Genomic DNA, 20,764 nt, shown 5'->3' with positions numbered 1-20,764 from the left:
GCGGGGCCCGGGCCGTGCGCAGTCCCACGGGGCGCCCCGCCTGACCGTGCAACCGACAGGTGTGGGAACATGGTCCCATGTCTGAAGAGATCGTTGACATCTCCACCCTGACTGCCGACTCGCGTGCGGCGGCACGCGTCCTCGCCGCGGCCTCGACGACAGTGAAGAACCAGGCGTTGGAGGCCATCGCCCGGGCGGTTGCCGAGCGCGAGGAGGAGATCCTGGCCGCCAATGCCCAGGATTTGCAGCGGGGCCGCAAGTCCGGCATGAGCGAGGGCCTGCTGGACCGCCTGGCTCTGGACGAGGCCCGCCTGCATTCCATCGCCTCCGCCGTGCGCGAGGTCGCCGCGCTGCCGGACCCGGTGGGGCGAGTCCTGCGCGGCTCGAACACGGAGATCGGCTTGCGCGTCACCCAGGTGGCGGTGCCCATGGGCGTGGTCGGCATGATCTACGAGGCGCGACCCAATGTCACCATCGACGCCGCCGCCCTCGCCCTCAAATCCGGCAACGCCGTCATCCTTCGCGGAGGCAGCGCCGCAAAGAAGTCCAACGAGGCGATCATCCGCGTCATGCGCGACGCGCTGACCGGCGTGGGCCTGCCCCCCGCCCTCGTCGCCACCGTGGACCCGTGGGGACGGGCCGGCGCCAACGCCATGATGCGCGCACGCGGCGCCATTGACGTGCTGATCCCCCGCGGCGGGGCGGGCCTGATCAACGCCGTCGTCGAGAATTCGAAGGTGCCCGTCATCGAGACCGGCACAGGCAACTGCCACGTGTACGTGGACTCCGGCGCGGACCTGGGGGCGGCGGAGAACATCATCATGAACGCCAAGACTCAGCGCATCGGCGTGTGCAACGCGGCCGAGACCCTGCTGGTCCACGCCGACGAGGCCGATTCCTTCCTACCCAGGGCGCTCACGCGCCTGACCACGGCGGGTGTGCGCATCCACGGGTGCCCCCGGACGCTTCAGATCGCGCGCGCGGACGCCACCATCGACCAGGACCTGCTGGTGGAGGCCACCGAGGACGACTGGGCCACCGAATACCTGGACATGGACCTGGCGGTGCGCGTCGTCGACGACATCGACCAGGCCATCGACCACATCCGCACCTGGTCCTCCGGCCACACGGAGGCGATCTGCACACGGTCGATCGCCTCTGCCAACCGATTCCGCACGGAGTTGGATTCGGCGGCCATCGCCATCAACGCCTCGACCCGTTTTATGGATGGCGGCCAGGTGGGCCTGGGGGCGGAGATCGGCATCTCCACCCAGAAGCTGCATGCGCGCGGCCCCATGGGGTTGGAGGAGTTGACCACCAGTACGTGGATCATCGAGGGCGAAGGGACGGTCCGACCCTGAACGCCAACGACACCGTCGACGCGAATGCGCCGATCGCTGACCCCTCCGATCCGGCTCCCGCGCCGGTTGGGCCCACCGCGACGCCCGGCGAGGGCGCTGCGGCGTTGGGAGACAGCGCCCGCCCGCGTCCGTCCTCGTCCATGCGCCCCGCGTCGCGAAAGCCGCGTCGCTCCATCGGCATCATGGGCGGCACCTTCGACCCGATCCACCACGGGCACCTCGTGGCCGCCTCGGAGGTCATGGACGTCTTCCACTTGGACGAGGTCGTCTTCGTGCCCACCGCCGCGCAACCATTCAAGGTGGGTCGGGAGGTCACCCCGCCGGAGCACCGTTACCTGATGACGGTCGTGGCGACGGCCTCGAACCCCCGCTTCACGGTCTCACGAGTGGACATCGACAGGGGCGGGACCACCTACACGATCGACACCCTGTCGGACCTGCGTGAACTGTACCCGGACGCCGACTTCTACTTCATCACCGGAGCGGACGCGTTGGCACAGATCGTCCAGTGGAAGGACTCCGACAGGCTTTTCGAGCAGGCGCACTTCATCGGGGTGACTCGCCCCGGGCACACACTGGACGCAAGGGGGCTGCCCCGCCAGTCGGTGTCCCTGATGGAGGTGCCGGCCATGGCGATCAGTTCCAGCGACTGCCGTGACCGGGTGCGCAAGGGCAATCCCGTGTGGTACCTGGTGCCTGACGGTGTCGTCCAGTACATCGCGAAGCACGGGTTGTACTCTGCCCGTGGACACTGAGGCCCCCGACCCCTGGAGTGACATGCCCTGCACCGAGCAGACCCTGGACCTTGCCCGCCTGGTGGCGCGCGCCGCGGACGACAAGCTGGCCACCGACCCTGTCCTGGTGGACGTGTCGGAGCGCCTGGCGCTGGCGGAGGCTTTCGTGGTGGTCTCGGCGTCGAACACGCGGCAGGTGCGGGCCATCGCGGAGGAGATCATGGACATGGTGGCTGCCGAGCGGCACATGCGTCCGGCGCGCATCGAGGGGCGTACGGAGGCCCGGTGGATCCTGTTGGACTACCAGGATTTGGTGGTGCACATCCTGCTGGACGAGGACAGGGACCACTACCGTCTGGAGAGCCTGTGGGGTGACTGTCCGGTGACGCCGCTGGCACTGCCGTCGCGCGGACGCGAGGCTTTGCTGGGGGCGGGCGCATGAACGGGGCCTCCCGCATCGTCCTGGTGCGCCACGGGCAGACCGACCACAATGTCGAACGTCGTTTCCAGGGGGCCACCGACATCCCGTTGAATGCGCGCGGCGTCGAACAGGCGCGTCATGCGGCGCCTGTGATCGCCTCACGCTTCTCCTCGGAAGGGGAGCAAGTGGGTGTGAATGTCCTGCGGGCCGCCTCGCCGGAGGTGGCCGTGGTGTGTTCGCCATTGTCGCGCGCCCTGGAGACGGGGCGGATCATCGCTTCGGAGTTCGCTGCGCGTGGCGTGCTGGTGGGCGATGGCCCGGCGGTGGACGAGCGTCTGCGCGAGCGCTGCTACGGGGTTCTTGAGGGGCGCACCATGGACGAGGCCGAGGCCGCCTTCCCGCAGGTGGTTGCCCAGTGGCGGGCGACGGGGGAGTGCGAGGCCGGTGGCATCGAGTCTTCCGACGAGGTCGGGGCGCGGATGGCGGCGGCTGCGTGCGAGTATGCGGCGCGGATGCGGGACGGGTCGACCCTGGTGGTGGTCTCCCATGGGGCGGCGATCGCCCGGTGCGTGGTGACTCTGCTGGGGCTGAGGCCCACTCACTTTGACGGACTGCGCGGCCTGGACAACTGCCACTGGAGTGAGGTGGTCCTGGCCGGCGGCGGCGGATCCGGTGCGACCGGCGAGGCAGCGTGGCGTTTGGCGGCCCACAACATCGGTGCGCGCGAGGACGTCCTGGGCGGGTGAGGGGGCGCACACCGCCTCGATTTGTCCAGGGCCGCCAAGTGCGGCTATCCTTGTGGAGTCGCCGCGGCCGAGAGGACGGCGGGGACACGCCTTCGGGGCTATGGCGCAGTTGGTAGCGCGCTTCCATGGCATGGAAGAGGTCAGGGGTTCGAATCCCCTTAGCTCCACGGAATGAACCCCCGGGCCGGACGGCCCGGGGTTCTTGTTGTGCGAACGCTTTGATGCGCGCGGTTCGAAGAGACCAGGGCGAATGTCGGAATGTGTCGTTCAGGTGGCAGTGTTTCGGTGTCGTGGTGCGGCAAGCGTGGGGTTGAGGGGTGGCTGCTTCCCCTGCGGAGGGATGAGCGCTCCGAAGCGTCCCATCGCTACCCGCGTGATGACCTGCTGCGGCAAGACCGTATCCACGGATGTCGACATTGACGCCGCCCATCCGCGAGCCCACAGCGGCCAACACGTTTCCCTCATCCAACACCGGGCATGAGCCATCGCCTGGAACGAGTCCCACCACACCACGTACCCACACTTGGGATCGGCACCAATCACAGCGCCTCGAACAACACACACTGTCCTTCGATCGCAGAAGAATTTGTCGCGTTGGGCGCGTCGTGGTTGGTGGGGACATCCGGGCCGGGTGCGAAATGCCGGCAGCGTGCTGCTACCGACCCTGTGACCTTGCTACCGACGTTGCGACCTCGGTAGGAGAGCAGCAACATCGGTAGGAACGGTATCGGCTGCCCCCGTGTGGGCTGGTTTGGGTGCGGTGCTCCAAGAAGTCGGCCCAGTGCGACATCGACCGGACACGCCTGTCGGGCGCCATCACCGGAGCAGCTTTCCATGACCCCGACCGTCGAGAAGCGGACGCCGACGTCGAGGTCTGGATGAGCGCGCCCGAGACTTTCACCCCCGGCCCAACCCTGACACGTGAGCGCCTTCCGAAGCGCGAGGTCCTGATCGCGACCCTGCACGGTAGCCACGAGGGCGTGCCTGCGGCCACTGCGGCCCTGGGCGCGCACAACCTGGCAACCGGCCCCATGTTCAACATCCGTCGCGTGGGGCCCGCCCAGACCTCGGACACTTCGGAATGGGCCACCGACCGACGTGTGCATGTCAATTGTCACGGCAGGGGCGATCGCGTCTGACAGAAGTCACGAAATGGGGCCGTTCAGCGCGAATGCGCCACGCCTGCCCAATGGATCCTGAAAAATGTGTGGCGACAGTGACATCCCCAGTGACCAGACACGGAGGTCCCACGCATGTCCGACCCGTCATTCTTCTCCCAGTTCATGAGCACGTGGACCGGACACCCCCTCACGTGGGTGGTCGGTGTGCTCGGCTTCCTCTACGGCATCAGCTTCGCCGTTGGCGGCGCCTGGGGGTGGCGCGAAGGCCCACCCCAGTGGTTCATCTTCGGAGGCGCCGGAGCCGTTTTCGTCGTGTTCCTCATCTCGCTGGTGATCGCCTGGCTGAAGATGGGCGGCAACTGACCGTCGCGATCCATGGCGCAGGAGAACGTGTTGGAACAGACCTAAGCGGGGGCGGAACCGGATCAACCGGTTCCGCCCCCGCAGGAATGGTGAAGCCGTGCGGTGGGCGCCCACCGCCTTCGAAACCGCAACCCTCAACGCTCACACGGGAAAAAGGCGCGACTGACCGTCGGGGACGATGAAAACGGGCCGGTGCTCAGTGGGGCTGCCACCGTACCTTCAGGAAGGTTGCCAGGATCACTTCACGGAGATGAAAGTCTTGTCGGAGACAAGGTCGGGCTGAACAGCGAGCACGCCATTTTCAACGCCCTCTGCCGGGACCTCCAGGACGAGATTGCCGGTGGATGACGCCCCATTGAAAAGAGCGCTCAACTGGTCGAAAGGCTCCGGAGGAATGGCGGGCCCTTCGGTGTGTCCCATGAGGTAGCTCTTCCCATCCTGTGAGACGTAGTTCACCAGGAAAAGCGGCGTCGAACCCTGCGGGTCGTTGCCAATGTAGGTGAGAGTCAGATTGACGACAACATATGTCTTGCCGGCGGCCGGTTCGCTGTTGAACTCGTTCCCTTGGGCGACCATCTCATTGGCATTGAGGTTCACGGAGTTCACGGACAGCTTCCAGTCCTTCGTCTCCAGGACGGAGCCGATGGGCAGGGGATTCTCGCGAGAGGTCCCTGCCTTGCCGGCCGCATCCTCTGTTTCAGCTGTCTCTCCTCCCGACGGTGCATCCTTGGACGATTGCCCGGAGGAAGCCTCCTGGCTGCTCGTGACCGGAGAGCTCCGGGTCACCTCAGTGTGTCCGACCTGCCCCAGTGCGGCACCGATGACAGCGAAGAAGGCGACAACTCCAATGATCGTGCCGACGATCGAAACAATGATCGCAGCAATCGCCTGACCGACTGCCTTTCCCTTTTGGAAGCATCCGACGATTCCGAGAATGAATGCGATGGGCAGCAGAATCCAACCGATGATCATGAATCCGGGGACGCAAGCCAGAATGGCGCCCAGCACGGCAACGACCAGAGCCACCAGTCCGATCGGGTTCTTTGCTGGCTTCGGGGGTGTCGGGACCTGGGGCTGAGGCATTGGGGCGCTGCTTTCGGGAAGGGGGGATCCGCCTTCGGGTGACACACTCATGGTTATCCTGTACTGGTCGATGGGGGGGGGACGTACCCGCGGGTCGGGTCAGCTCGTGGAACGAGTTCCGATCCTTGAGTTCTCGGCCATGTTAGACCCAGACCGACATGGTGCCGCAGTGGTCGAGATTGCTTGAGGGGCCGAGAAATGTGTTCAGTGACGCCTCTTCAAGGAATACGCGCACGATTTCTCGACATCTTCAGAAGTGAATCCCACTTCCTCGCTTGCGCAGAAGTCGAGGTGCCGCAGAGAGCAGGTCGGTAAGCAGTTGGGATCTGGAATCGTCGGACCGGGCTGCCACACTTGTCTTCCCTGGGAGCAACTCATGGTGATGCACACGCAAATGCCGACGGGCGGCAGCACTGGTCCCACCAGTGCTGCCGCCCGTCCGTCCTCGTCGTCAGGCCCTCTCGGCCGTCTCTCCAGCGCCCGAACCCGTGCGGATCAGGTGGTCGAAGGCGCCCAGGGCCGCAGTGGCCCCCGAGCCCAGAGCAATGACAATCTGCTTGTAAGGGGCCGTCGTGCAATCCCCGGCCGCAAACACGCCCGGCGCAGACGTGGCACCATGGGAGTCGACGACGATCTCACCCGAAGGCGTGCGCTCCACGGCATCCTCCAGCCACTCCGTGGCCGGCACCAGGCCAATCTGCACGAACATCCCTGCCACATCGATCCGGCGCGTCTGACCGGTGGCCCGTTCCTGGACCGACACTCCGCTCACACGCGACCCGTCGCCGAGGACCTCCTGGACGGCAGTGCCGGTCAACACCTCGACATTGGGCAGGGCGCGCATCACCCGGACCAGAACCGTGTCGGCGCGCAACTCGTCCAGGAACTCCACCAAGGTCACGTGCTCGCACACCCCGGCCAAGTCGATCGCGGCCTCGACACCCGAGTTGCCTCCGCCGATGACAGCCACACGTTTGCCGGCGAACAGGGGGCCGTCGCAGTGCGGGCAGAAGGTGACACCCTTGTTGCGGTACTCCTCCTCACCGGGCACGCCCATCATCCGGTAGCGGGCGCCGGTGGCCAGCACCACCGCGCGGGAACGCAGCGTGCCGCCGCCCTCGACGTCGACCTCGACCAGAGCGCCGGCCTCGGTGGGCACTCGAAGGGCCGAGGCGCGCACCCCCGTGGTCACGTCCACCGGCAGGGTGCGCACATGCTGCTCCAAGGCGGCTCCCAGCCGGGGTCCTTCGGTGTGCGGGACGGAGATGAAGTTCTCGATGGTCATGGTGTCCAGCACCTGGCCGCCGAAACGCTCCGCCACGACTCCCGTGCGCAGCGCCTTGCGGGCCGAGTAGATCGCCGCCGTGGCGCCCGCAGGTCCGCCGCCCACCACCAGCACGTCGAAGGGCTCCTTGGCGTCCAAGGTCTGTGCAATCCGCTCGGTGGCACCCTGGTCGAGCTTGGCGATGATCTCCTCGATGTCCATGCGCCCCTGGCCGAAAACCTCCCCGTCCTTGTACACGGTGGGCACGGCGGCGATGCCCAGGGAGTCGACCTCGTCCTTGAAGGCGCCGCCCTCGACAGCAGTGTGACGGATCGCGGGGTTGACGATGCTCATCGTGTTCAACGCCTGAACGACCGTCGGGCAGTTCTGGCAGGTCAGCGACATGTACGTGGTGAAGTCGCCGCCCGGCAGGGCCCGGATCGCGTCCAGCACGTCGGCCTCCAGGCGCGGCGGGTGCCCGCCGACCTGCACCAGGGCGAGCACCAGCGAGGCGAATTCGTGGCCCATGGGAACCCCGGCGAAACGCACCTGCACCTCCGTGCCCGCCCGGCGCACCGCGAAGGAGGGGGTGCGTGCGTGAGGCTCTTCGAGGAAAGTGACCTTGGGGGACAGGCCCGCGATTTCAGTGAGCAGTTCGCGCATGCGCATCGAAGTCTGGTCCTGGCCCAGACAGGCCGCCAACTCGATGGGATGGGTGACAAGGTCGAGGTACTGGGTGAGTTGGGCCTTCGCTTGGGTGTCGAGCACAGGTGCCTCCAGGTTCGGGGAAATGGGGGACGAGGGCGGAGCGGGCGCGCAGAGTTCAGCGGGCACCGGCCCCGCCCTCGTCGATGACGGGGACTGGGAAAGGTCAGATCTTGCCGACCAGGTCGAAGGACGGGGTCAGGGTGGACTCGCCTTCCTCCCACTTGGCCGGGCAGACCTCACCCGGGTGGTTGCGCACGTACTGGGCGGCCTTGACCTTGCGGAGCAGCTCGGCGGCATTGCGACCCACGCCCTCGGGGGTGGTCTCGAGGTACTGGATGATCCCGTCGGGGTCGATCAGGTAGGTCGAGCGGTCCGACAGGCCCGACTCGGGGCGCATGTTGTCGAAGTTCTCGGTGATGACGCCGTTGACGTCGCCGAGCATCGCATACTCGATGGTGCCGACCTCCGGCGAGGTCTCGTGCCATGCCTTGTGCACGAAGTGCGAGTCACGCGAGACCGAGTAGACCTCCACGCCGAGCTGGCGCAGTTCCCCGTAGATGTCCTGCAGGTCAGCCAGCTCCGTGGGGCACACGAAGGTGAAGTCCGCCGGGTAGAAGAAGATGATGTTCCACGTGCCGGCCAGGTCCTCGCTGGAGACGTCGACGAAGGCACCGTTCTTGTAGCCGGTCGTGGCGAAGGGCTTGATTTGCGTGTTGATCAGGGACATGTGGGTCCTTTCTCGTCAGTGGCCGTGCAATTTCGCTTCGCACTGTACAGGCGGCCTCTGACAACTTCCTGTGAACAGGTGACGCCTCTCACCAAGTCATTGCGGCTTCCCGCAGGCCCAGGCGACACTGCGCGCCTTCATGGGACACCTCACAGGCAGCGCATCTGCCGCTCACGGGCAGGCGAGGGTCCCACCTGACAGGGACACCCGGGCAAGAACCATCGACCAGCCCGGGCGGGGTGCGGGGCACTGGGACTCATCCAAGGGCTCCTGCGTGCCCCGGGAATCGGCGTTGGGGTAGTGGACGGCGAAAACCGGACGACCCGAGGTCGTGAGCGCGTCCCACAGGTGGCACTCGTGACGATGGGCGCACTGCTCGTTGACGGCGAAGTCGATGTCCTGGTCCACCGTCGCAAGAAGCTCCGGCGCATTCTTCAATCCGAAGGCCAGACCCCGCAGGTGGGACAGGCGCGCCAGTTCGCCAACGTAGGTTGCCGCAGCCGCCGGGTCCAGGTCGAAGCCCGTGTCGTTCTGGTAGCCGTCGACATCGTCGGCGTCCACTGCGTCGAAACCCTTGTCCGCGCAGTGGTTGATTCGCGCTTGCATGATCGGGAGCAGCGCATCGAGTCTGCGCACGTCCACCCATCGTTGCCCGGGCCAGTCCTCCAGTGGCTCGCCCAGGATGTCGGAGGGGAAGCGGTGGGCGTCGCTGCGCCACTGCTCGAAGGAGCCGGCATCGATGTAGCAGATGGTGCGCACCCCGCGTTCACGCAGAGTGCGCACCATCTGTGCCGTGGTCTGTTCACCGTCGAGGTCGGCCACGTCGACCTGCAGGGACTCCGGGGTCACCTCTCCTTGGAGTTGCAGGTGCCATGTGAGTCCCTGTTCGGGGTGCCACCACTGGGCTGCCCCGCCCTCGTCGTGGGACAACGGTGCCGATCCGCATGCGCAGAGGAGGAACGCGCAGGCGGCCGCCAAGGGCAGACCAGTCAACCTCCGGATTGAGCGGACCGGCCTGCAAGGCTGCCGGAGCCAGCGGGGCAGTGGCACGCGGGGCGCCGGTCAGCGTGTGACCAATGGCAGGCCCAGCGTCTCGGCCGCCGCCACGTAACCGCCGATGTTCTTCACGTCGGTGAAGCCCATCTTCTCCATGGCCTCCACCGCATGTCCGGCGCGTGTACCACCGTGGCAGTAGACGACGTAGGGGGTCTGGCGATCCAGCTGGCCCACCTTGTCCAGGAAGTCGGGCGCCTGGAAGTTGATGTGCACAGCGCCCTGGACGTGCCCCTCGGCGAATTCTTCGGGACGGCGCACGTCGAGGATGACGGGTGCGGTGGTCATGACATTCTCCGATCTGTCGTGGTCCTCACCCATGGATACCACGTGAGCAAGGAAGACGACGAAGGGGCCGGGTTCCCGAATGGGAACCCGGCCCCGGCCACTTCGGCTCTGCGGTGCCGGGCGGCATGTCGCAGCCGGAGCCGCCTCGGCACGAAATGGCCGGTCAGGCCTCAGTGCTCGTCGTAGTGGTCACCGTGGGCCGCGTGGCGGTGCCCGTCGTGGATGTAGTCGACGTGGTCTCCGTGCTGGACGGTCTCATGGCCGCAGCCTTCCTTGTGCTCGTGCTCGGCCTTGGTGTGTTCGGCGACGGCCTCGTGCTCGTCGTAGTGGTCGCCGTGCAGCGCGTGGCGGTGGGTGCCGTGCACGTAGTCGACGTGGTCTCCGTGCTGGATGGCCTCGTGGCCGCAGCCCGGTCCGTGCTCGTGCTCGGCAATGGTGTGTTCGGCGTGGACGTCAGTCATGGTGATCTCCTTCGGTGACGTGGGTGAAAGCGTCGCGCACGACGTGAGCGACATGGTGGTCGGCCAGTGAGTACACGACTTCCTTGCCGTTGCGGCATCCGACGACCAGGTTGGCCTGACGCAGGGTCCGCAAGTGCTGGGAGACGAGGGGCTGCGACATCCCCGAGGCCTCGGTCAGTTGCCCGACCGTCAGGTCCGCCCCGTCCAGCAGGCACAGCAGTTCCAGCCGGGCCTGATGGCCCAGTGCCTTGAACAGTGCGGCAACCGCTGGCGCCCCTTCACGTGTGCTCATGGCCCCAGTCAACCACAGAGATAAGCGAATTGCAATATGTGCATGTGTTGAGTCTGCTTCTCATCTGCGCACCCGGGACGAGGGCGGAGCCCAGCGTCCGAGGACGCATCGCACGAGTACTGTGAAGACCGTGACAAGCGCGTGCGCACAAGGAGGTGGGACACGTGCACGACACCCTGGACGCCCTCGTCGGCCTGTGTGCAGGCAAACGCCTGCTGGCCGTCACCGGAGCCGGAATGTCCACCGACTCCGGGTTGCCCGACTACAGGGGCACCGGCTCGACCCCCAAACCACCCGTCGACATCGACATGTTCACCGTCGACCCCATCTGGTACCGCTGGCTCTGGTACCGCAACGAGGTCACCTGGCGTTCGATGGACGCCCTGCGTCCCAACGCCGGGCACGGGGCACTCGCGGAACTTGCCGCCGCAGGAGTGCTCTTGGGTGTGGCCACGCAAAACGTCGACCGTCTGGACACCCGCGCCGGCACGGACCCCGTGTGGGAACTGCACGGCCGTCACGACATCGTCGAATGCCTCGGCTGCGGGCAGGTGCAGGACCGCGCCACCCTGTCCGCCAGACTGGTGGCCCTCAACCCGGACCTGGTCCACGACCTCGACCCCGGACATGTCGAGATCACCCCGCAGGCAGATCGGGCCGCTGCTGAAGGCTGCTCCTTCACTCCTGTTCGCTGTGAACAGTGTGGGGGAGTGCTCAAACCGGGAATCGTCATGTTCGGGCAGAGCCTTCCGGAAAGCGCCTTGGGACCTTCCATTGACGCGGCCCGCGATTGTGACGTGGTCCTGGTGTGCGGAACATCCCTGGCTGTGTCCACCGGCATGATCGTCGTCAGTGAAGCCTTGAGGAGTGGGGCAGCCTTGGCCGTCGTCAACCTGGGGCCCGCAGCTGTCGACCGACTGGCCGATGTCCGCATCGCCGACTCGACCACCCGCATCCTGCCCGCCCTCTCGGCCGCCCTGTCGGCCCGACCCGGCACGCTCTGCCCGAACTGAGGGGACGCCTCCAGCCGTGGTGCCTTCAGGGGCGCAGCGTGCGCACCGGACGCACCCCGATTCCACACACAATGCGCCTCAGTGCAGCCTCGCTCAGTCAATGGAAGTGGCGAGATTCCGGGCTTCTTGGAATCCGGCGCGCCGTGAGGTCGTCAGCATTGTGTGCGAAACCGGGTAGCAGCCCTCGCTGGCGGCCACCGAGCCCGGTCAGCTGCGGGGTGCAACAGCATTCTCCGTCACCGATGCACAGTGCCTCCAGGTGCGTCACCGCCTGCAGGCACACTGCCGAGGTGCCGAAGACGCCCATTGTCGTCGGTGAACAGTCGCACCACCTTGCCCGCGCCCTCGCCGATGAACGCAATGACCAAGTACGGGATCCAGTGGATCAAGGCATCACCCATGTGGAACGACCCGGGGTTCATCAGCGAGAAGGCCACACACGGCACAAGCGCCACGAGGAAGGGGCGCCACAGCCCCCAGTCATGACGATAGGACTGGGCAATGGCGGTCAGCCACAAGGCCAGCGGGAACACGAAGGTCAGTCCGCCGATTCCCTTCGGGTCGCCGATCGCGTCCCTGAAACCTTCGTAGCTCAGAGCGATCTGCCACCCGAGACACCCCAGGAACAGGCCCAGCAAGGCCTTCCACGAATGCGAGATGCTCATCGCAGCCACCAGCTCACAACAGCTGTCAGCATCATCAGCGTCAGGAAGGACACAATGGAAAACGCCCCGGCAACCAGCAGGAACACCGCCACCGACTGTGCGGTCCACGGGCGTGGCACATGAGGCGGCACCGGCGAGGGCTGCGAATCGTCTGACACTGGAAGCTCCCTCCGATCGCCTCCCCGCATCCGTGCGGGACCGGTGCAGCCATTGTGCCGAGACCCTCGACCGACGGCCACCGCAGACCCCGTGGAATCGCCCCTGCGGTGATTGCGAAATGGTCACGAGGCCCGTGAGGGCCACTGGGCAGACGCTCTCAGCCCCGCCCTCGTGAACCCTGGCGATCCAGACCTTCCCTGCGAGACCACGGGCGCTCCTGCGCCACACCCAGCCGCCCCAGCAAAGCCGTCCCGCCCAGAGGTGAGGCCACGGGGAAGGCCCACGGCACGGGCCCGCCCCAATGGACCAGACGCGCCCCGGGCGACAGCAGAGATCCGGCAAGCAACGAGGTCTCCTCCCGCGTGGTCCGCGCCAGGAAGACGTCGGGTTCGGGCAGAGGCTCCTCTCCGATGAGGGCCTCCACCCACGGCATGGGCGAGGACTTCGGGGGAGTGAGGACCGTCCCGGTCAGTCGACCCCACGACGAGCGATGCAACGTCCACCCGCCCTCATCCCTGTGGAACGCCCACACGAGAGTCCCGGCGCTGGCCACCGGACGGATCAACGCCCGCTTGCCCACCCCGGCCACATACGCCGACAGGGCCTCTCGCCACCGGGCAGCCCCCTCGAAGTCCTGCCTGTCGGAGGCCTTCCCCATGAGGGTGCACACAGACTCCAGGACCTCACGGTGCTCCCCGCGCAACGCACCAAGGGCCGCCAGGGCCGACAGCGGATCCACCACTCCGGCGCGCAGAAGCGGGCCGGCATCCGAGCTCGCGTAGGTGGCACTGAGCGCATCCTTCGCGCGATCCGCATGGGCGTGCGTCCCGAAAGGGCCGAGTGCGTCGGCTGCGGCCACTGAATCCACCAGTGGAGTCACCTTCAGGCGCCCGGCTTCCAATACGACCCAGTACTGCGCGTCCTGCCTGGTGGAAGCCGAATTGAACAAGGGGCGCAGGTCGTGGATGTCGCGCAACTCCGCCACACGTGCCTCCAACAGAGTCGAGGTCACCTCCACCTTCACATCCGTGGCCAGATCCAGCATCCGCCGCACCTTCGCGCGGGTCTCCGAGGCCGTGAAGTAGCTGCGCACCCGCGAGCGAATGTTCGTCGCCGACCCGATGTAGAGCGGAACCCCGGCCTCGTCGACGAAACGATAGGTGCCGAAGGTGCGCGGCAGGTTCTCGGCCATGGACACTCGGCGCCTGCGCGAGGTCGGCACCGGTGCCCCCAAGGTCGTCAAGTCCTCCAAGGTGCTCACACCCACGGGCGCCATGAGCCCCACCAAGGCGGTCAGCACCTCACTGGTGGTGCGCGCGTCCCCGAGTGCCCGGTGGGACGCCTGGTGGGAGGTGGCGAAGTGGGCGGCCAAGGTGCCCAGGCGATGATTGGCCACCATTGGGCGGGGCAGGACCAGCCGCGCCAGAGCCAATGTGTCCACCACCTGAAGTTTCGGCCACTTGTGGCCGGCCGCCCGCGCGGCCCTGCGCAAGAAACCCATGTCGAAGGCGGCATTGTGGGCCACCAGGACCGGAGGTTTTGGGGGTGTCGAAGAACCGGCGGAAGGCGGCGGGGTGGGTGAAGGAGCGCGGCCGGGGGACGAGGACGCTGCGGGGTCGGTCGCACGGTCGAGGCCGGCGTCGACCTCGACCGTGGTGGATGCGGGTGCCAGGCCCGCCCATTGGGCGAAACTCACCCACATCTGTTCCATCGACGGCGCTCCCACCACCATCGAATCGGCGATACCCGTCAGTGCCGTGATACGCGGCGGGATCGGATGCCCCGGGTCGACCATCGTGTGGAATTCGTCCAGGACGCGCCCGCCACGGACCCTGACCGCACCGATCTCCGTGATCCCCGCCTGAGCGCCAAGACCCGTCGTCTCCAGGTCGACGACCACCCACTCCACATCGGCCAGGTCCGTGCCCAACCGGTCCAGGCCCACCTGCACCCCGACGGGGCAGTCGTCAGCCAGCCGACGGCGCACCCGCCCCAAGGCCGCGGGTGGTGTTGGCGCGAAGGACGCCGGCGCGGAAGAATCAAGGGAAGTGACAGACGACCTGCCCATGTCCTTTCGCGCGGACGGCGCGGACGGGCTGGACGGCATAGAGTTGATACTAGTCGTCACCACCGGCGGTCCAACGAGGAGGAACTGTGGGTCTGTACCAGGCGCTGAAATTCGCAGGATCGCCCGTCCTCCAAGCGGCCTACAAGCCCTGGATCCGCGGCAAGGAGCACATCCCCGCCACGGGACCGGCGATCCTCGCCTCCAACCACAATGCCGTGTGGGACTCCGTGTTCCTTCCGATGATGATCGACCGGGAGGTCGTCTTCATGGGCAAGGCCGACTACTTCACCGGCACCGGCATCAAAGGATGGGCAACGAAGACCCTCATGAGTGCCGTCGGCACCATTCCCGTCGACCGCTCGGGTGGGCGCGCCTCCGAGTCGGCCCTCAAGGCGGGCCTGGACCGGTTGAACAAGGGGGAGCTCTTCGGCATCTACCCCGAGGGCACACGCAGCCCCGACGGGCGCCTCTACCGTGGCAAGACCGGAGTGGCGCGTCTGGCCATCATCTCCGGCGCCCCGGTCATCCCCATCGCCATGATCGGCATGCATGACGCCCAGCCGGTCGGACAACTGCTTCCCAGCAAGGTCGACATCGGCATTGTCGTGGGCAAGCCCCTCGACTTCTCCCGCTACAAGGGACTGCAGGGCGACCGTTACGTGCTGCGCGCCGTCACTGACGAGATCATGTACAACCTCATGCTGCTCTCCGGCCAGGAGTACGTGGACGCATACGCCGCCGACGTCAAGGCCGCCCTTGCCGCCGAAGGGAAGTTCGACGGGCCGGTGCCCTCCAACGGCCGGGCCGGCGCAGGGGAGCAGGCGCATGCCGACGCCCCCTCCGAAGGGCGAGCAGCGCCCGGCGGCCGAGTGGCCCCCGTCGTGGAGGTGCCCGGACCGCCCGAGGACGAGGATCTCCCGGCGGGCCAGGACGCTCCCCGCCAAGAGGACGGTCCCACGGCGGAAGGCCCCGCCCCCACCCAGAAGTGACGAGGGCGGCGCCGCCCCTCGTCCCGGGGACCAAGCGCCCGTGACCCGCACCATCTGCTCGCACTAGACTGGGGAGAAGTGGTGGGCCGACCGGCCCGCCTTCACTCGCTCGAAAGGTGCCAGCCCATGTCGGTCCGTCGTGTCGCCCTGCTCACCGCAGGTGGTTTCGCTCCCTGCCTGTCCTCCGCCGTCGGCGGACTCATCGAGCGTTACAACGAGATCGATCCCTCCATCGAGATCATCGCCTACCAGCACGGCTACCACGGCCTGCTCACCGGCAACCACGTGGTCATCGACGCCGAGGCCCGCAAGCACGCCGCCGTGCTGCACCGCTTCGGCGGTTCGCCCATCGGCAACTCCCGCGTCAAGCTGACCAACGCGAAGAACCTGGTCGAGCGCGGCCTCGTCGCCGAGGGTGAGAACCCCCTGGAAAAGGCCGCCGAACAGCTGCGCAAGGACGGTGTCGACGTCCTTCACACCATCGGTGGCGACGACACCAACACCACCGCCGCCGACCTGGCCGCCTACCTGCACGAGAACGACTACGAGCTGACCGTCGTCGGCCTGCCGAAGACCATCGACAACGACGTGGTGCCGATCCGCCAGTCCCTGGGCGCATGGACCGCCGCCGAAGAGGCCAGCGAGTTCGCCCAGAACATCATCGGCGAGCACCGCTCCAACCCCCGCATGCTCATCATCCACGAGGTCATGGGCCGCCACTGCGGCTGGCTGACCGCGGCCGCCGCCGACCACTACACCAAGTGGCTCGACACCCAGGAGTGGGTGCCCTCCATCGGCCTGACCAAGGAGCGTTGGGGCGTCCACGCAGTCTTCCTGCCCGAGATGGCCCTTGACATCGAGGCCGAGGCCAAGCGCCTGAAGACCATCATGGACGAGCAGGGCAACGTCAACATCTTCCTGTCCGAGGGCGCCGGCGTCCCCGAGATCATCGCCGAGTTGGAGGCGGCCGGCGTCGAAGTCCAGCGTGACCCCTTCGGCCACGTCAAGCTGGACACCATCAACCCCGGCCAGTGGTTCGCCAAGCAGTTCGCCGCCCTCATCCAGGCCGAGAAGGTCATGGTACAGAAGTCCGGCTACTACTCGCGTTCCTCGCGCGCCAATGCCGACGACCTGCGCCTCATCAAGTCCATGACGGACCTGGCCGTCGAGTGCGCCCTGCGTGGCGAGCCCGGCGTCATCGGCCACGACGAGGAGAACGGCGACCGCCTGTGCGCCATTCCCTTCCCGCGCATCGCCGGCGGCAAGCCCTTCGACGTGACCCAGCAGTGGTTCGTCGACCTCATGGGTCGCATTGGCCAGGACGTCGTCCCGGCGGCCAAGTGACCGTCCCCCGGATCCCGGGCACCGCGCGCGGCGGAGTGCATTCGGCTCCGCTGCGCGCGGTCGTTCCTGAGCACCTGCAGACACTTGCCGCAGATGCCGTGGCCCCATGGGACACGTGGCGCGAGCGTGAGGCGCTCCAACAGCCCTCCTACCCGGACGGCCAGGCGCTCACCGACGTCACCACGGCCCTTCGACGCCAGCCGCCCCTCGTCTTCGCCGGCGAGGTCGACGACCTGCGTGCGTGGATGGGTGCGGCAGGGCGCGGGGATGCCTTCGTCCTGACCGGCGGGGACTGCGCGGAGACCTTCGCCCACAACACTGCTGACCACCTGCGGCTGAAGATCCAGACCCTGCTGCAGATGGCCGTCGTTCTCACCTACGGCGCCTCGCTGCCGGTGGTCAAGATCGGGCGGATCGCCGGCCAGTACGCCAAGCCCAGATCATCTGAGACCGAGACCCGCGACGGTCTCACCTTGCCGTCCTACCGCGGAGACGCGGTGAACTCGCACGAATTCACCCCCGAGGCGCGCATCCCCGACCCGCGGCGCCTCATGGAGACCTACCACCACGCCTCCGCGACGCTGAACCTCATCCGCGCCTTCACCAAGGGCGGCTATGCGGACCTTCGCCTGGTCCACCACTGGAATCGGGGTTTCACCCAGAATCCCGCCTACTCCCGCTTCGAGTCACTGGCCGAGGAGATTCACAGGGCCGTCAAGTTCATGGAGGCGGCGGGTGCCGACTTCGACTCGTTGCGCGAAGTCGACCTGTACTCCTCCCACGAGGCCCTGCTGCTCGAATACGAGTCCGCGATGACCCGCATCGACTCGCGTACAGGCGACGCCTACGATACCTCGGGGCACTTCCTGTGGGTGGGGGAGAGGACTCGCGAACTGGACGGCGCGCACGTCGAACTGCTCACCCGTGTGCGCAACCCCGTGGGAGTCAAGCTCGGCCCCACGACCACGCGAGAGCAGCTGGTGGGTCTGATCGATCGTCTGAACCCGGACGGAGAGCCTGGCCGCCTGACCTTCATCACGCGCATGGGGGCCGAGCGGATCCGCGAGGCACTGCCGCCCCTGCTGGAGGCTGCCAAGGCCGACGGGCGTCCCGTCACCTGGACCACGGACCCGATGCACGGCAACACGATCACCTCCTCGACCGGGTACAAGACTCGACGTTTCGAGACCGTCATGGACGAGGTCCGTGGCTTCTTCGCGGCGCACGAGCAGGTGGGCACCGTTCCGGGAGGCATCCATGTGGAACTCACCGGGGACGACGTCACTGAGGTCGTCGGGGGCGCAGAGCGTTTGGACGACGAGTCCTTGACCCGCCGCTACGAGAGCCTGGTCGATCCGCGCCTGAACCACCAGCAGTCCCTGGAGCTTGCCTTCCTGGTGGCCGAATTGCTGCGCTGACCACTGCATCGTCACCGCCCGCCGGGACCCGACCTCTTTCGGGTGGTCTGAGGCGCACACGACCTTGTGGACAGGAGAGTGAGAAGAGTGGACGTGGGTTCTGAGTCGTCGAAGGGCAGGTCGCGTCTTCCGGTGGTTTCGCGTCGGGCACGCCGGCGATTGTCCGAAGAAGTGCCCCATTGGAATCTCCGACGACACCCGCAGCCAACGTGACTCGTCCTCGACTTCCGATGGGAAGAACGGCCTGCAGTTCCTGTGCTCGTGTGGCGGCCCATTGGGTTGGGTCAAGGACATTCTCTGATGGATTCGGGTACGTGTTGTGTGCGAGTGTGGTGGTGCCCGTGTCTTCGACCGTGGTGACCTGCGTGGCGGTGGCGGCGCTTCAGACAGCCGCGCGCCTGTCACGACGCACGTCCTCGTCAACTGGGCGCTGACGCGGGTCACACGATGGTGATGGTGACCGTACTGCCCTTGCGTACCTGTGTCCCGCCGCCAGGATCTGAACTACGCGCAGTGCCGAACACCCCACCGAGCAGCCGATCGACCTTGACCTGCAGGCCAGCAGCCTCCATCGCCGCCACGGCCTGGGCCTCCTGCATTCCGAAAACGTCCGGCACGGTCACCATCTCCGGGCCCTTCGAAACGATGTAGGTGACTGCGTCACCGATGTGCAGCGACTCACCCGCCTCCGGAGTCTGCGAGATGACCACCCCGGTCTCGACCGTGTCCGAGAACTGCTCGGAGGCCTGCGGGGTCAACCGGGCCTGCTCCAACGCGGCCTTCGCATCCTCCGCCTTCGAACCGACCACCGATGGCACAGCGATCGGCTCACGTCCCTTGGACACCACGAAGTTCACTGGAGTGTCATGGGCGATTGAGGTCTCCGGGGGCGTGCCCTGAGAGATCACCTTTCCGGCGGGAACCTGCTCAGACCACTCCTCGGTCACGGAACCCGCCGCAAGCCCGGCAGAGGTCAAGGCCTTGACGGCCTCGTCCTTCGTACCTCCGACCAGCGACGGGACAATCTTCATGTCCACGCCCTTGGACACCACCAGCCGCACCGAAGAGTCCTTGTGCACGGATGCGCCGCCAACAGGGTCGGTCGAAATCACGGTTCCCGACGCGACCTGATCGGAAAATTGTGGGTCAAGAACCACCTCCAGACCCAAGCCGGAGGCCCGCTCGGTGGCATCACTCATGGAGCGTCCATCAAGGTTCGGCAGGATCAGGTAGGCGCCGGGCCCGAACTCACTCCACCAGTACCAGCCCCCGGCAGAGCCAACACCCAGGACCAACAGGGCCAACACCAAAGCGCGCCACAGGCGCCCTCGCCCAGGCGGAGGCGGCTCCGAAGGATCCACCGGGCCGGTCACGGAAGTGCCCTCGTCAGGTGACCGAGTCTTGATGACTTCACGCCCCAGCGAGCTGGAGGCGCGTCGGACCGCAGCCGCCGGAAGAGCTGACGTGCGCCCGATCGGAGCAAAAGGCACAGTGCGTCCAGTGGCCACACCGGCCTCGCTCTCGTCCTCGTCATCCGGACCGAGGGAGGACTCCACCTGCGAGCGCTGCTGGAGGACCTGGGCAGGCAGCGCCGCAACCGTGCGCGCCATCAGGTCCAGCGCCTCATCGGCGTCCACGGGACGCTCCGCGATCTCACGCGCTCCCAGTGCCGCCACGAGGTCATCGACCTCGCGCGGGATCCATTCCTGCAGGGACGAGGGCGAAGGCAGGTCCTCGTTCACATGCTTGTAGGCCACCTGCAGGGCGTTCTCCCCGAACCACGGTACCTGTCCGGTGAGCATCTCGAAGAGCATGACTCCCACGGAATAGATGTCGGTGCGGGCATCGGCCCGTCCGGTGGTGACGATCTCGGGTGCCACGTAAGCGACAGTGCCGAGCATCGACCCGGTGGTCGACATCGACACCTCCGAAGCTGCGCGGGCAAGGCCGAAATCCGTGACACGCACCGGCGGGTCCTGGGGAACCAGGACGTTCTCCGGCTTGATGTCACGGTGGATCACGCCGACACGGTGAGCAGCACGCAGCGCCTCCAAGACCTCCGTGGTGATTCGCAGGGCGTGTCCCAGAGTCAGCGCCCCCTCGGTCCGCAGGAGGGCACGCAGGTTCGAGCCGTCGACCAGCTCCATGACCAGGAAACCCTGACCTGCCACGACCCCCTGGTCGAAGACGGAGACGACCCCCGGGTGGACGATGCGGGCAGCCGAACGGGCTTCGCGGCGAAAACGCGCGACAAAATCGGCAGAGTCCGCCAAGTGCGGGTGCATGACCTTCAGGGCCACGGGCCTGTCGAGACGCTGGTCGTGAGCGACATAGACGGTGGCCATACCGCCGCGCGCCAGACGCGCATCGACCCGGTAGCGTTCGTCGACCAACACTCCGATCAGCGGGTCGACACTCGACCCGCCGCGGTTCGTGCCCTCACCGGGATCGCTGGCGCTCACGACACGGATTCTACGGGAGCCCGC

General features: G+C 66.9%; 21 protein-coding genes and 1 tRNA gene. 11 read left to right on the top strand and 11 right to left on the bottom strand.

Features of this window, described 5'->3' with window-relative positions; all coding sequences use genetic code 11:
* The first annotated feature begins 59 nt into the window (after positions 1-59).
* The 7 genes from I6B53_RS06985 to I6B53_RS06955 all read left to right on the top strand — a co-directional run bounded on the left by I6B53_RS06985 (position 60) and on the right by I6B53_RS06955 (position 4,746).
* Positions 60-1,361: a glutamate-5-semialdehyde dehydrogenase gene (locus I6B53_RS06985; RefSeq protein ID WP_301554129.1), complete on the top strand. Its 1,302-nt coding sequence runs from the start codon at positions 60-62 to the stop codon at positions 1,359-1,361.
* A 140-nt stretch (positions 1,362-1,501) separates the two neighbouring features.
* A complete protein-coding gene (nadD, locus tag I6B53_RS06980; RefSeq protein ID WP_216765393.1) occupies positions 1,502-2,116 on the top strand; it encodes a nicotinate-nucleotide adenylyltransferase in 615 nt (204 codons plus the stop codon).
* Positions 2,106-2,537 carry a ribosome silencing factor gene (rsfS, locus tag I6B53_RS06975; RefSeq protein ID WP_253953811.1) on the top strand — a complete coding sequence of 144 codons (432 nt, stop codon included), beginning with the start codon at positions 2,106-2,108 and terminating at the stop codon, positions 2,535-2,537. Before nadD ends, rsfS begins: the two co-directional genes overlap by 11 nt.
* Entirely contained in the window at positions 2,534-3,262 is a 729-nt protein-coding gene (locus I6B53_RS06970) for a histidine phosphatase family protein (RefSeq protein WP_216763565.1), read from the top strand. The genes rsfS and I6B53_RS06970 overlap by 4 nt, the downstream gene beginning before the upstream one ends.
* A gap of 94 nt (positions 3,263-3,356) precedes the next feature.
* A tRNA-Ala gene (locus tag I6B53_RS06965) sits at positions 3,357-3,429 on the top strand.
* Between the two features lie 588 nt (positions 3,430-4,017).
* Entirely contained in the window at positions 4,018-4,401 is a 384-nt protein-coding gene (locus I6B53_RS06960; RefSeq protein ID WP_216763564.1) for a hypothetical protein, read from the top strand.
* 114 nt (positions 4,402-4,515) lie between these two features.
* Complete coding sequence (locus I6B53_RS06955; protein ID WP_216763563.1) at positions 4,516-4,746, top strand: hypothetical protein; 231 nt, start codon at positions 4,516-4,518, stop codon at positions 4,744-4,746.
* A gap of 237 nt (positions 4,747-4,983) precedes the next feature.
* On the opposite strand, the gene I6B53_RS06950 is transcribed toward I6B53_RS06955, so the two are convergent.
* The 7 genes from I6B53_RS06950 to I6B53_RS06920 form a co-directional block, all read right to left on the bottom strand.
* Positions 4,984-5,772 (bottom strand): DUF4352 domain-containing protein, encoded by a 789-nt coding sequence (locus I6B53_RS06950; RefSeq protein ID WP_253953809.1) that lies wholly within the window; start codon positions 5,770-5,772, stop codon positions 4,984-4,986.
* A 508-nt stretch (positions 5,773-6,280) separates the two neighbouring features.
* Positions 6,281-7,927, bottom strand: a complete 1,647-nt coding sequence (ahpF, locus tag I6B53_RS06945) for an alkyl hydroperoxide reductase subunit F (protein WP_253953808.1) — start codon at positions 7,925-7,927, stop codon at positions 6,281-6,283.
* 37 nt (positions 7,928-7,964) lie between these two features.
* On the bottom strand, positions 7,965-8,528 hold the full coding sequence (gene ahpC, locus I6B53_RS06940) for an alkyl hydroperoxide reductase subunit C (protein ID WP_216763561.1): 564 nt from the start codon (positions 8,526-8,528) through the stop codon (positions 7,965-7,967).
* Positions 8,529-8,699: 171 nt separating this feature from the next.
* Entirely contained in the window at positions 8,700-9,521 is an 822-nt protein-coding gene (locus I6B53_RS06935; protein ID WP_216763560.1) for an endo alpha-1,4 polygalactosaminidase, read from the bottom strand.
* A 69-nt stretch (positions 9,522-9,590) separates the two neighbouring features.
* Positions 9,591-9,869: a rhodanese-like domain-containing protein gene (locus I6B53_RS06930; protein WP_216763559.1), complete on the bottom strand. Its 279-nt coding sequence runs from the start codon at positions 9,867-9,869 to the stop codon at positions 9,591-9,593.
* Between the two features lie 170 nt (positions 9,870-10,039).
* Positions 10,040-10,330 carry a hypothetical protein gene (locus I6B53_RS06925; protein ID WP_216763558.1) on the bottom strand — a complete coding sequence of 97 codons (291 nt, stop codon included), beginning with the start codon at positions 10,328-10,330 and terminating at the stop codon, positions 10,040-10,042.
* On the bottom strand, positions 10,323-10,622 hold the full coding sequence (locus I6B53_RS06920; RefSeq protein WP_216763557.1) for a helix-turn-helix transcriptional regulator: 300 nt from the start codon (positions 10,620-10,622) through the stop codon (positions 10,323-10,325). The genes I6B53_RS06925 and I6B53_RS06920 overlap by 8 nt, the downstream gene beginning before the upstream one ends.
* Before the next feature lie 164 nt (positions 10,623-10,786).
* Between I6B53_RS06920 and I6B53_RS06915 the strand changes: the two genes are divergently transcribed.
* Positions 10,787-11,635 carry a Sir2 family NAD-dependent protein deacetylase gene (locus I6B53_RS06915; protein WP_253953806.1) on the top strand — a complete coding sequence of 283 codons (849 nt, stop codon included), beginning with the start codon at positions 10,787-10,789 and terminating at the stop codon, positions 11,633-11,635.
* Positions 11,636-11,871: 236 nt separating this feature from the next.
* On the opposite strand, the gene I6B53_RS06910 is transcribed toward I6B53_RS06915, so the two are convergent.
* The 3 genes from I6B53_RS06910 to I6B53_RS06900 form a co-directional block, all read right to left on the bottom strand.
* Entirely contained in the window at positions 11,872-12,300 is a 429-nt protein-coding gene (locus tag I6B53_RS06910) for a hypothetical protein (RefSeq protein ID WP_216763556.1), read from the bottom strand.
* Positions 12,297-12,458, bottom strand: a complete 162-nt coding sequence (locus I6B53_RS06905) for a hypothetical protein (protein ID WP_216763555.1) — start codon at positions 12,456-12,458, stop codon at positions 12,297-12,299. The genes I6B53_RS06910 and I6B53_RS06905 overlap by 4 nt, the downstream gene beginning before the upstream one ends.
* Positions 12,459-12,616: 158 nt before the next feature.
* Complete coding sequence (locus I6B53_RS06900; protein WP_216763554.1) at positions 12,617-14,446, bottom strand: exonuclease domain-containing protein; 1,830 nt, start codon at positions 14,444-14,446, stop codon at positions 12,617-12,619.
* Positions 14,447-14,613: 167 nt separating this feature from the next.
* On the opposite strand from I6B53_RS06900, the gene I6B53_RS06895 reads away from it, so the two are divergent.
* The 3 genes from I6B53_RS06895 to I6B53_RS06885 all read left to right on the top strand — a co-directional run bounded on the left by I6B53_RS06895 (position 14,614) and on the right by I6B53_RS06885 (position 18,278).
* Positions 14,614-15,516, top strand: a complete 903-nt coding sequence (locus I6B53_RS06895) for a 1-acyl-sn-glycerol-3-phosphate acyltransferase (protein ID WP_216763553.1) — start codon at positions 14,614-14,616, stop codon at positions 15,514-15,516.
* Positions 15,517-15,642: 126 nt separating this feature from the next.
* Positions 15,643-16,860 (top strand): pyrophosphate--fructose-6-phosphate 1-phosphotransferase, encoded by a 1,218-nt coding sequence (locus I6B53_RS06890; protein WP_216763552.1) that lies wholly within the window; start codon positions 15,643-15,645, stop codon positions 16,858-16,860.
* A gap of 74 nt (positions 16,861-16,934) precedes the next feature.
* The gene (locus tag I6B53_RS06885) at positions 16,935-18,278 is read left to right on the top strand and encodes a class II 3-deoxy-7-phosphoheptulonate synthase (protein WP_253954015.1); all 1,344 of its coding nucleotides are present in this window, start codon (positions 16,935-16,937) and stop codon (positions 18,276-18,278) included.
* A gap of 440 nt (positions 18,279-18,718) precedes the next feature.
* Here the strand turns inward: I6B53_RS06885 and pknB are convergent, their stop codons facing one another.
* Entirely contained in the window at positions 18,719-20,740 is a 2,022-nt protein-coding gene (pknB, locus tag I6B53_RS06880) for a Stk1 family PASTA domain-containing Ser/Thr kinase (protein ID WP_253953805.1), read from the bottom strand.
* Positions 20,741-20,764: the final 24 nt, after the last annotated feature.

The organism is Schaalia sp. 19OD2882 (assembly GCF_018986735.1).
Taxonomy (GTDB): Bacteria; Actinomycetota; Actinomycetes; order Actinomycetales; family Actinomycetaceae; genus Pauljensenia.
This window is presented reverse-complemented; position numbering and strand designations above follow the sequence as displayed.

Bases quoted from the DNA above. Each gene is read 5' to 3' on its own strand.
- nadD (WP_216765393.1), top strand. From the start codon at position 1,502: ATGCGCCCCGCGTCGCGAAAGCCGCGTCGCTCCATCGGCATCATGGGC.
- I6B53_RS06970 (WP_216763565.1), top strand. From the start codon at position 2,534: ATGAACGGGGCCTCCCGCATCGTCCTGGTGCGCCACGGGCAGACCGAC.
- I6B53_RS06955 (WP_216763563.1), top strand. From the start codon at position 4,516: ATGTCCGACCCGTCATTCTTCTCCCAGTTCATGAGCACGTGGACCGGA.
- ahpC (WP_216763561.1), bottom strand. From the start codon at position 8,528: ATGTCCCTGATCAACACGCAAATCAAGCCCTTCGCCACGACCGGCTAC.
- I6B53_RS06930 (WP_216763559.1), bottom strand. From the start codon at position 9,869: ATGACCACCGCACCCGTCATCCTCGACGTGCGCCGTCCCGAAGAATTC.
- I6B53_RS06925 (WP_216763558.1), bottom strand. From the start codon at position 10,330: ATGACTGACGTCCACGCCGAACACACCATTGCCGAGCACGAGCACGGA.
- I6B53_RS06920 (WP_216763557.1), bottom strand. From the start codon at position 10,622: ATGAGCACACGTGAAGGGGCGCCAGCGGTTGCCGCACTGTTCAAGGCA.
- I6B53_RS06910 (WP_216763556.1), bottom strand. From the start codon at position 12,300: ATGAGCATCTCGCATTCGTGGAAGGCCTTGCTGGGCCTGTTCCTGGGG.
- I6B53_RS06890 (WP_216763552.1), top strand. From the start codon at position 15,643: ATGTCGGTCCGTCGTGTCGCCCTGCTCACCGCAGGTGGTTTCGCTCCC.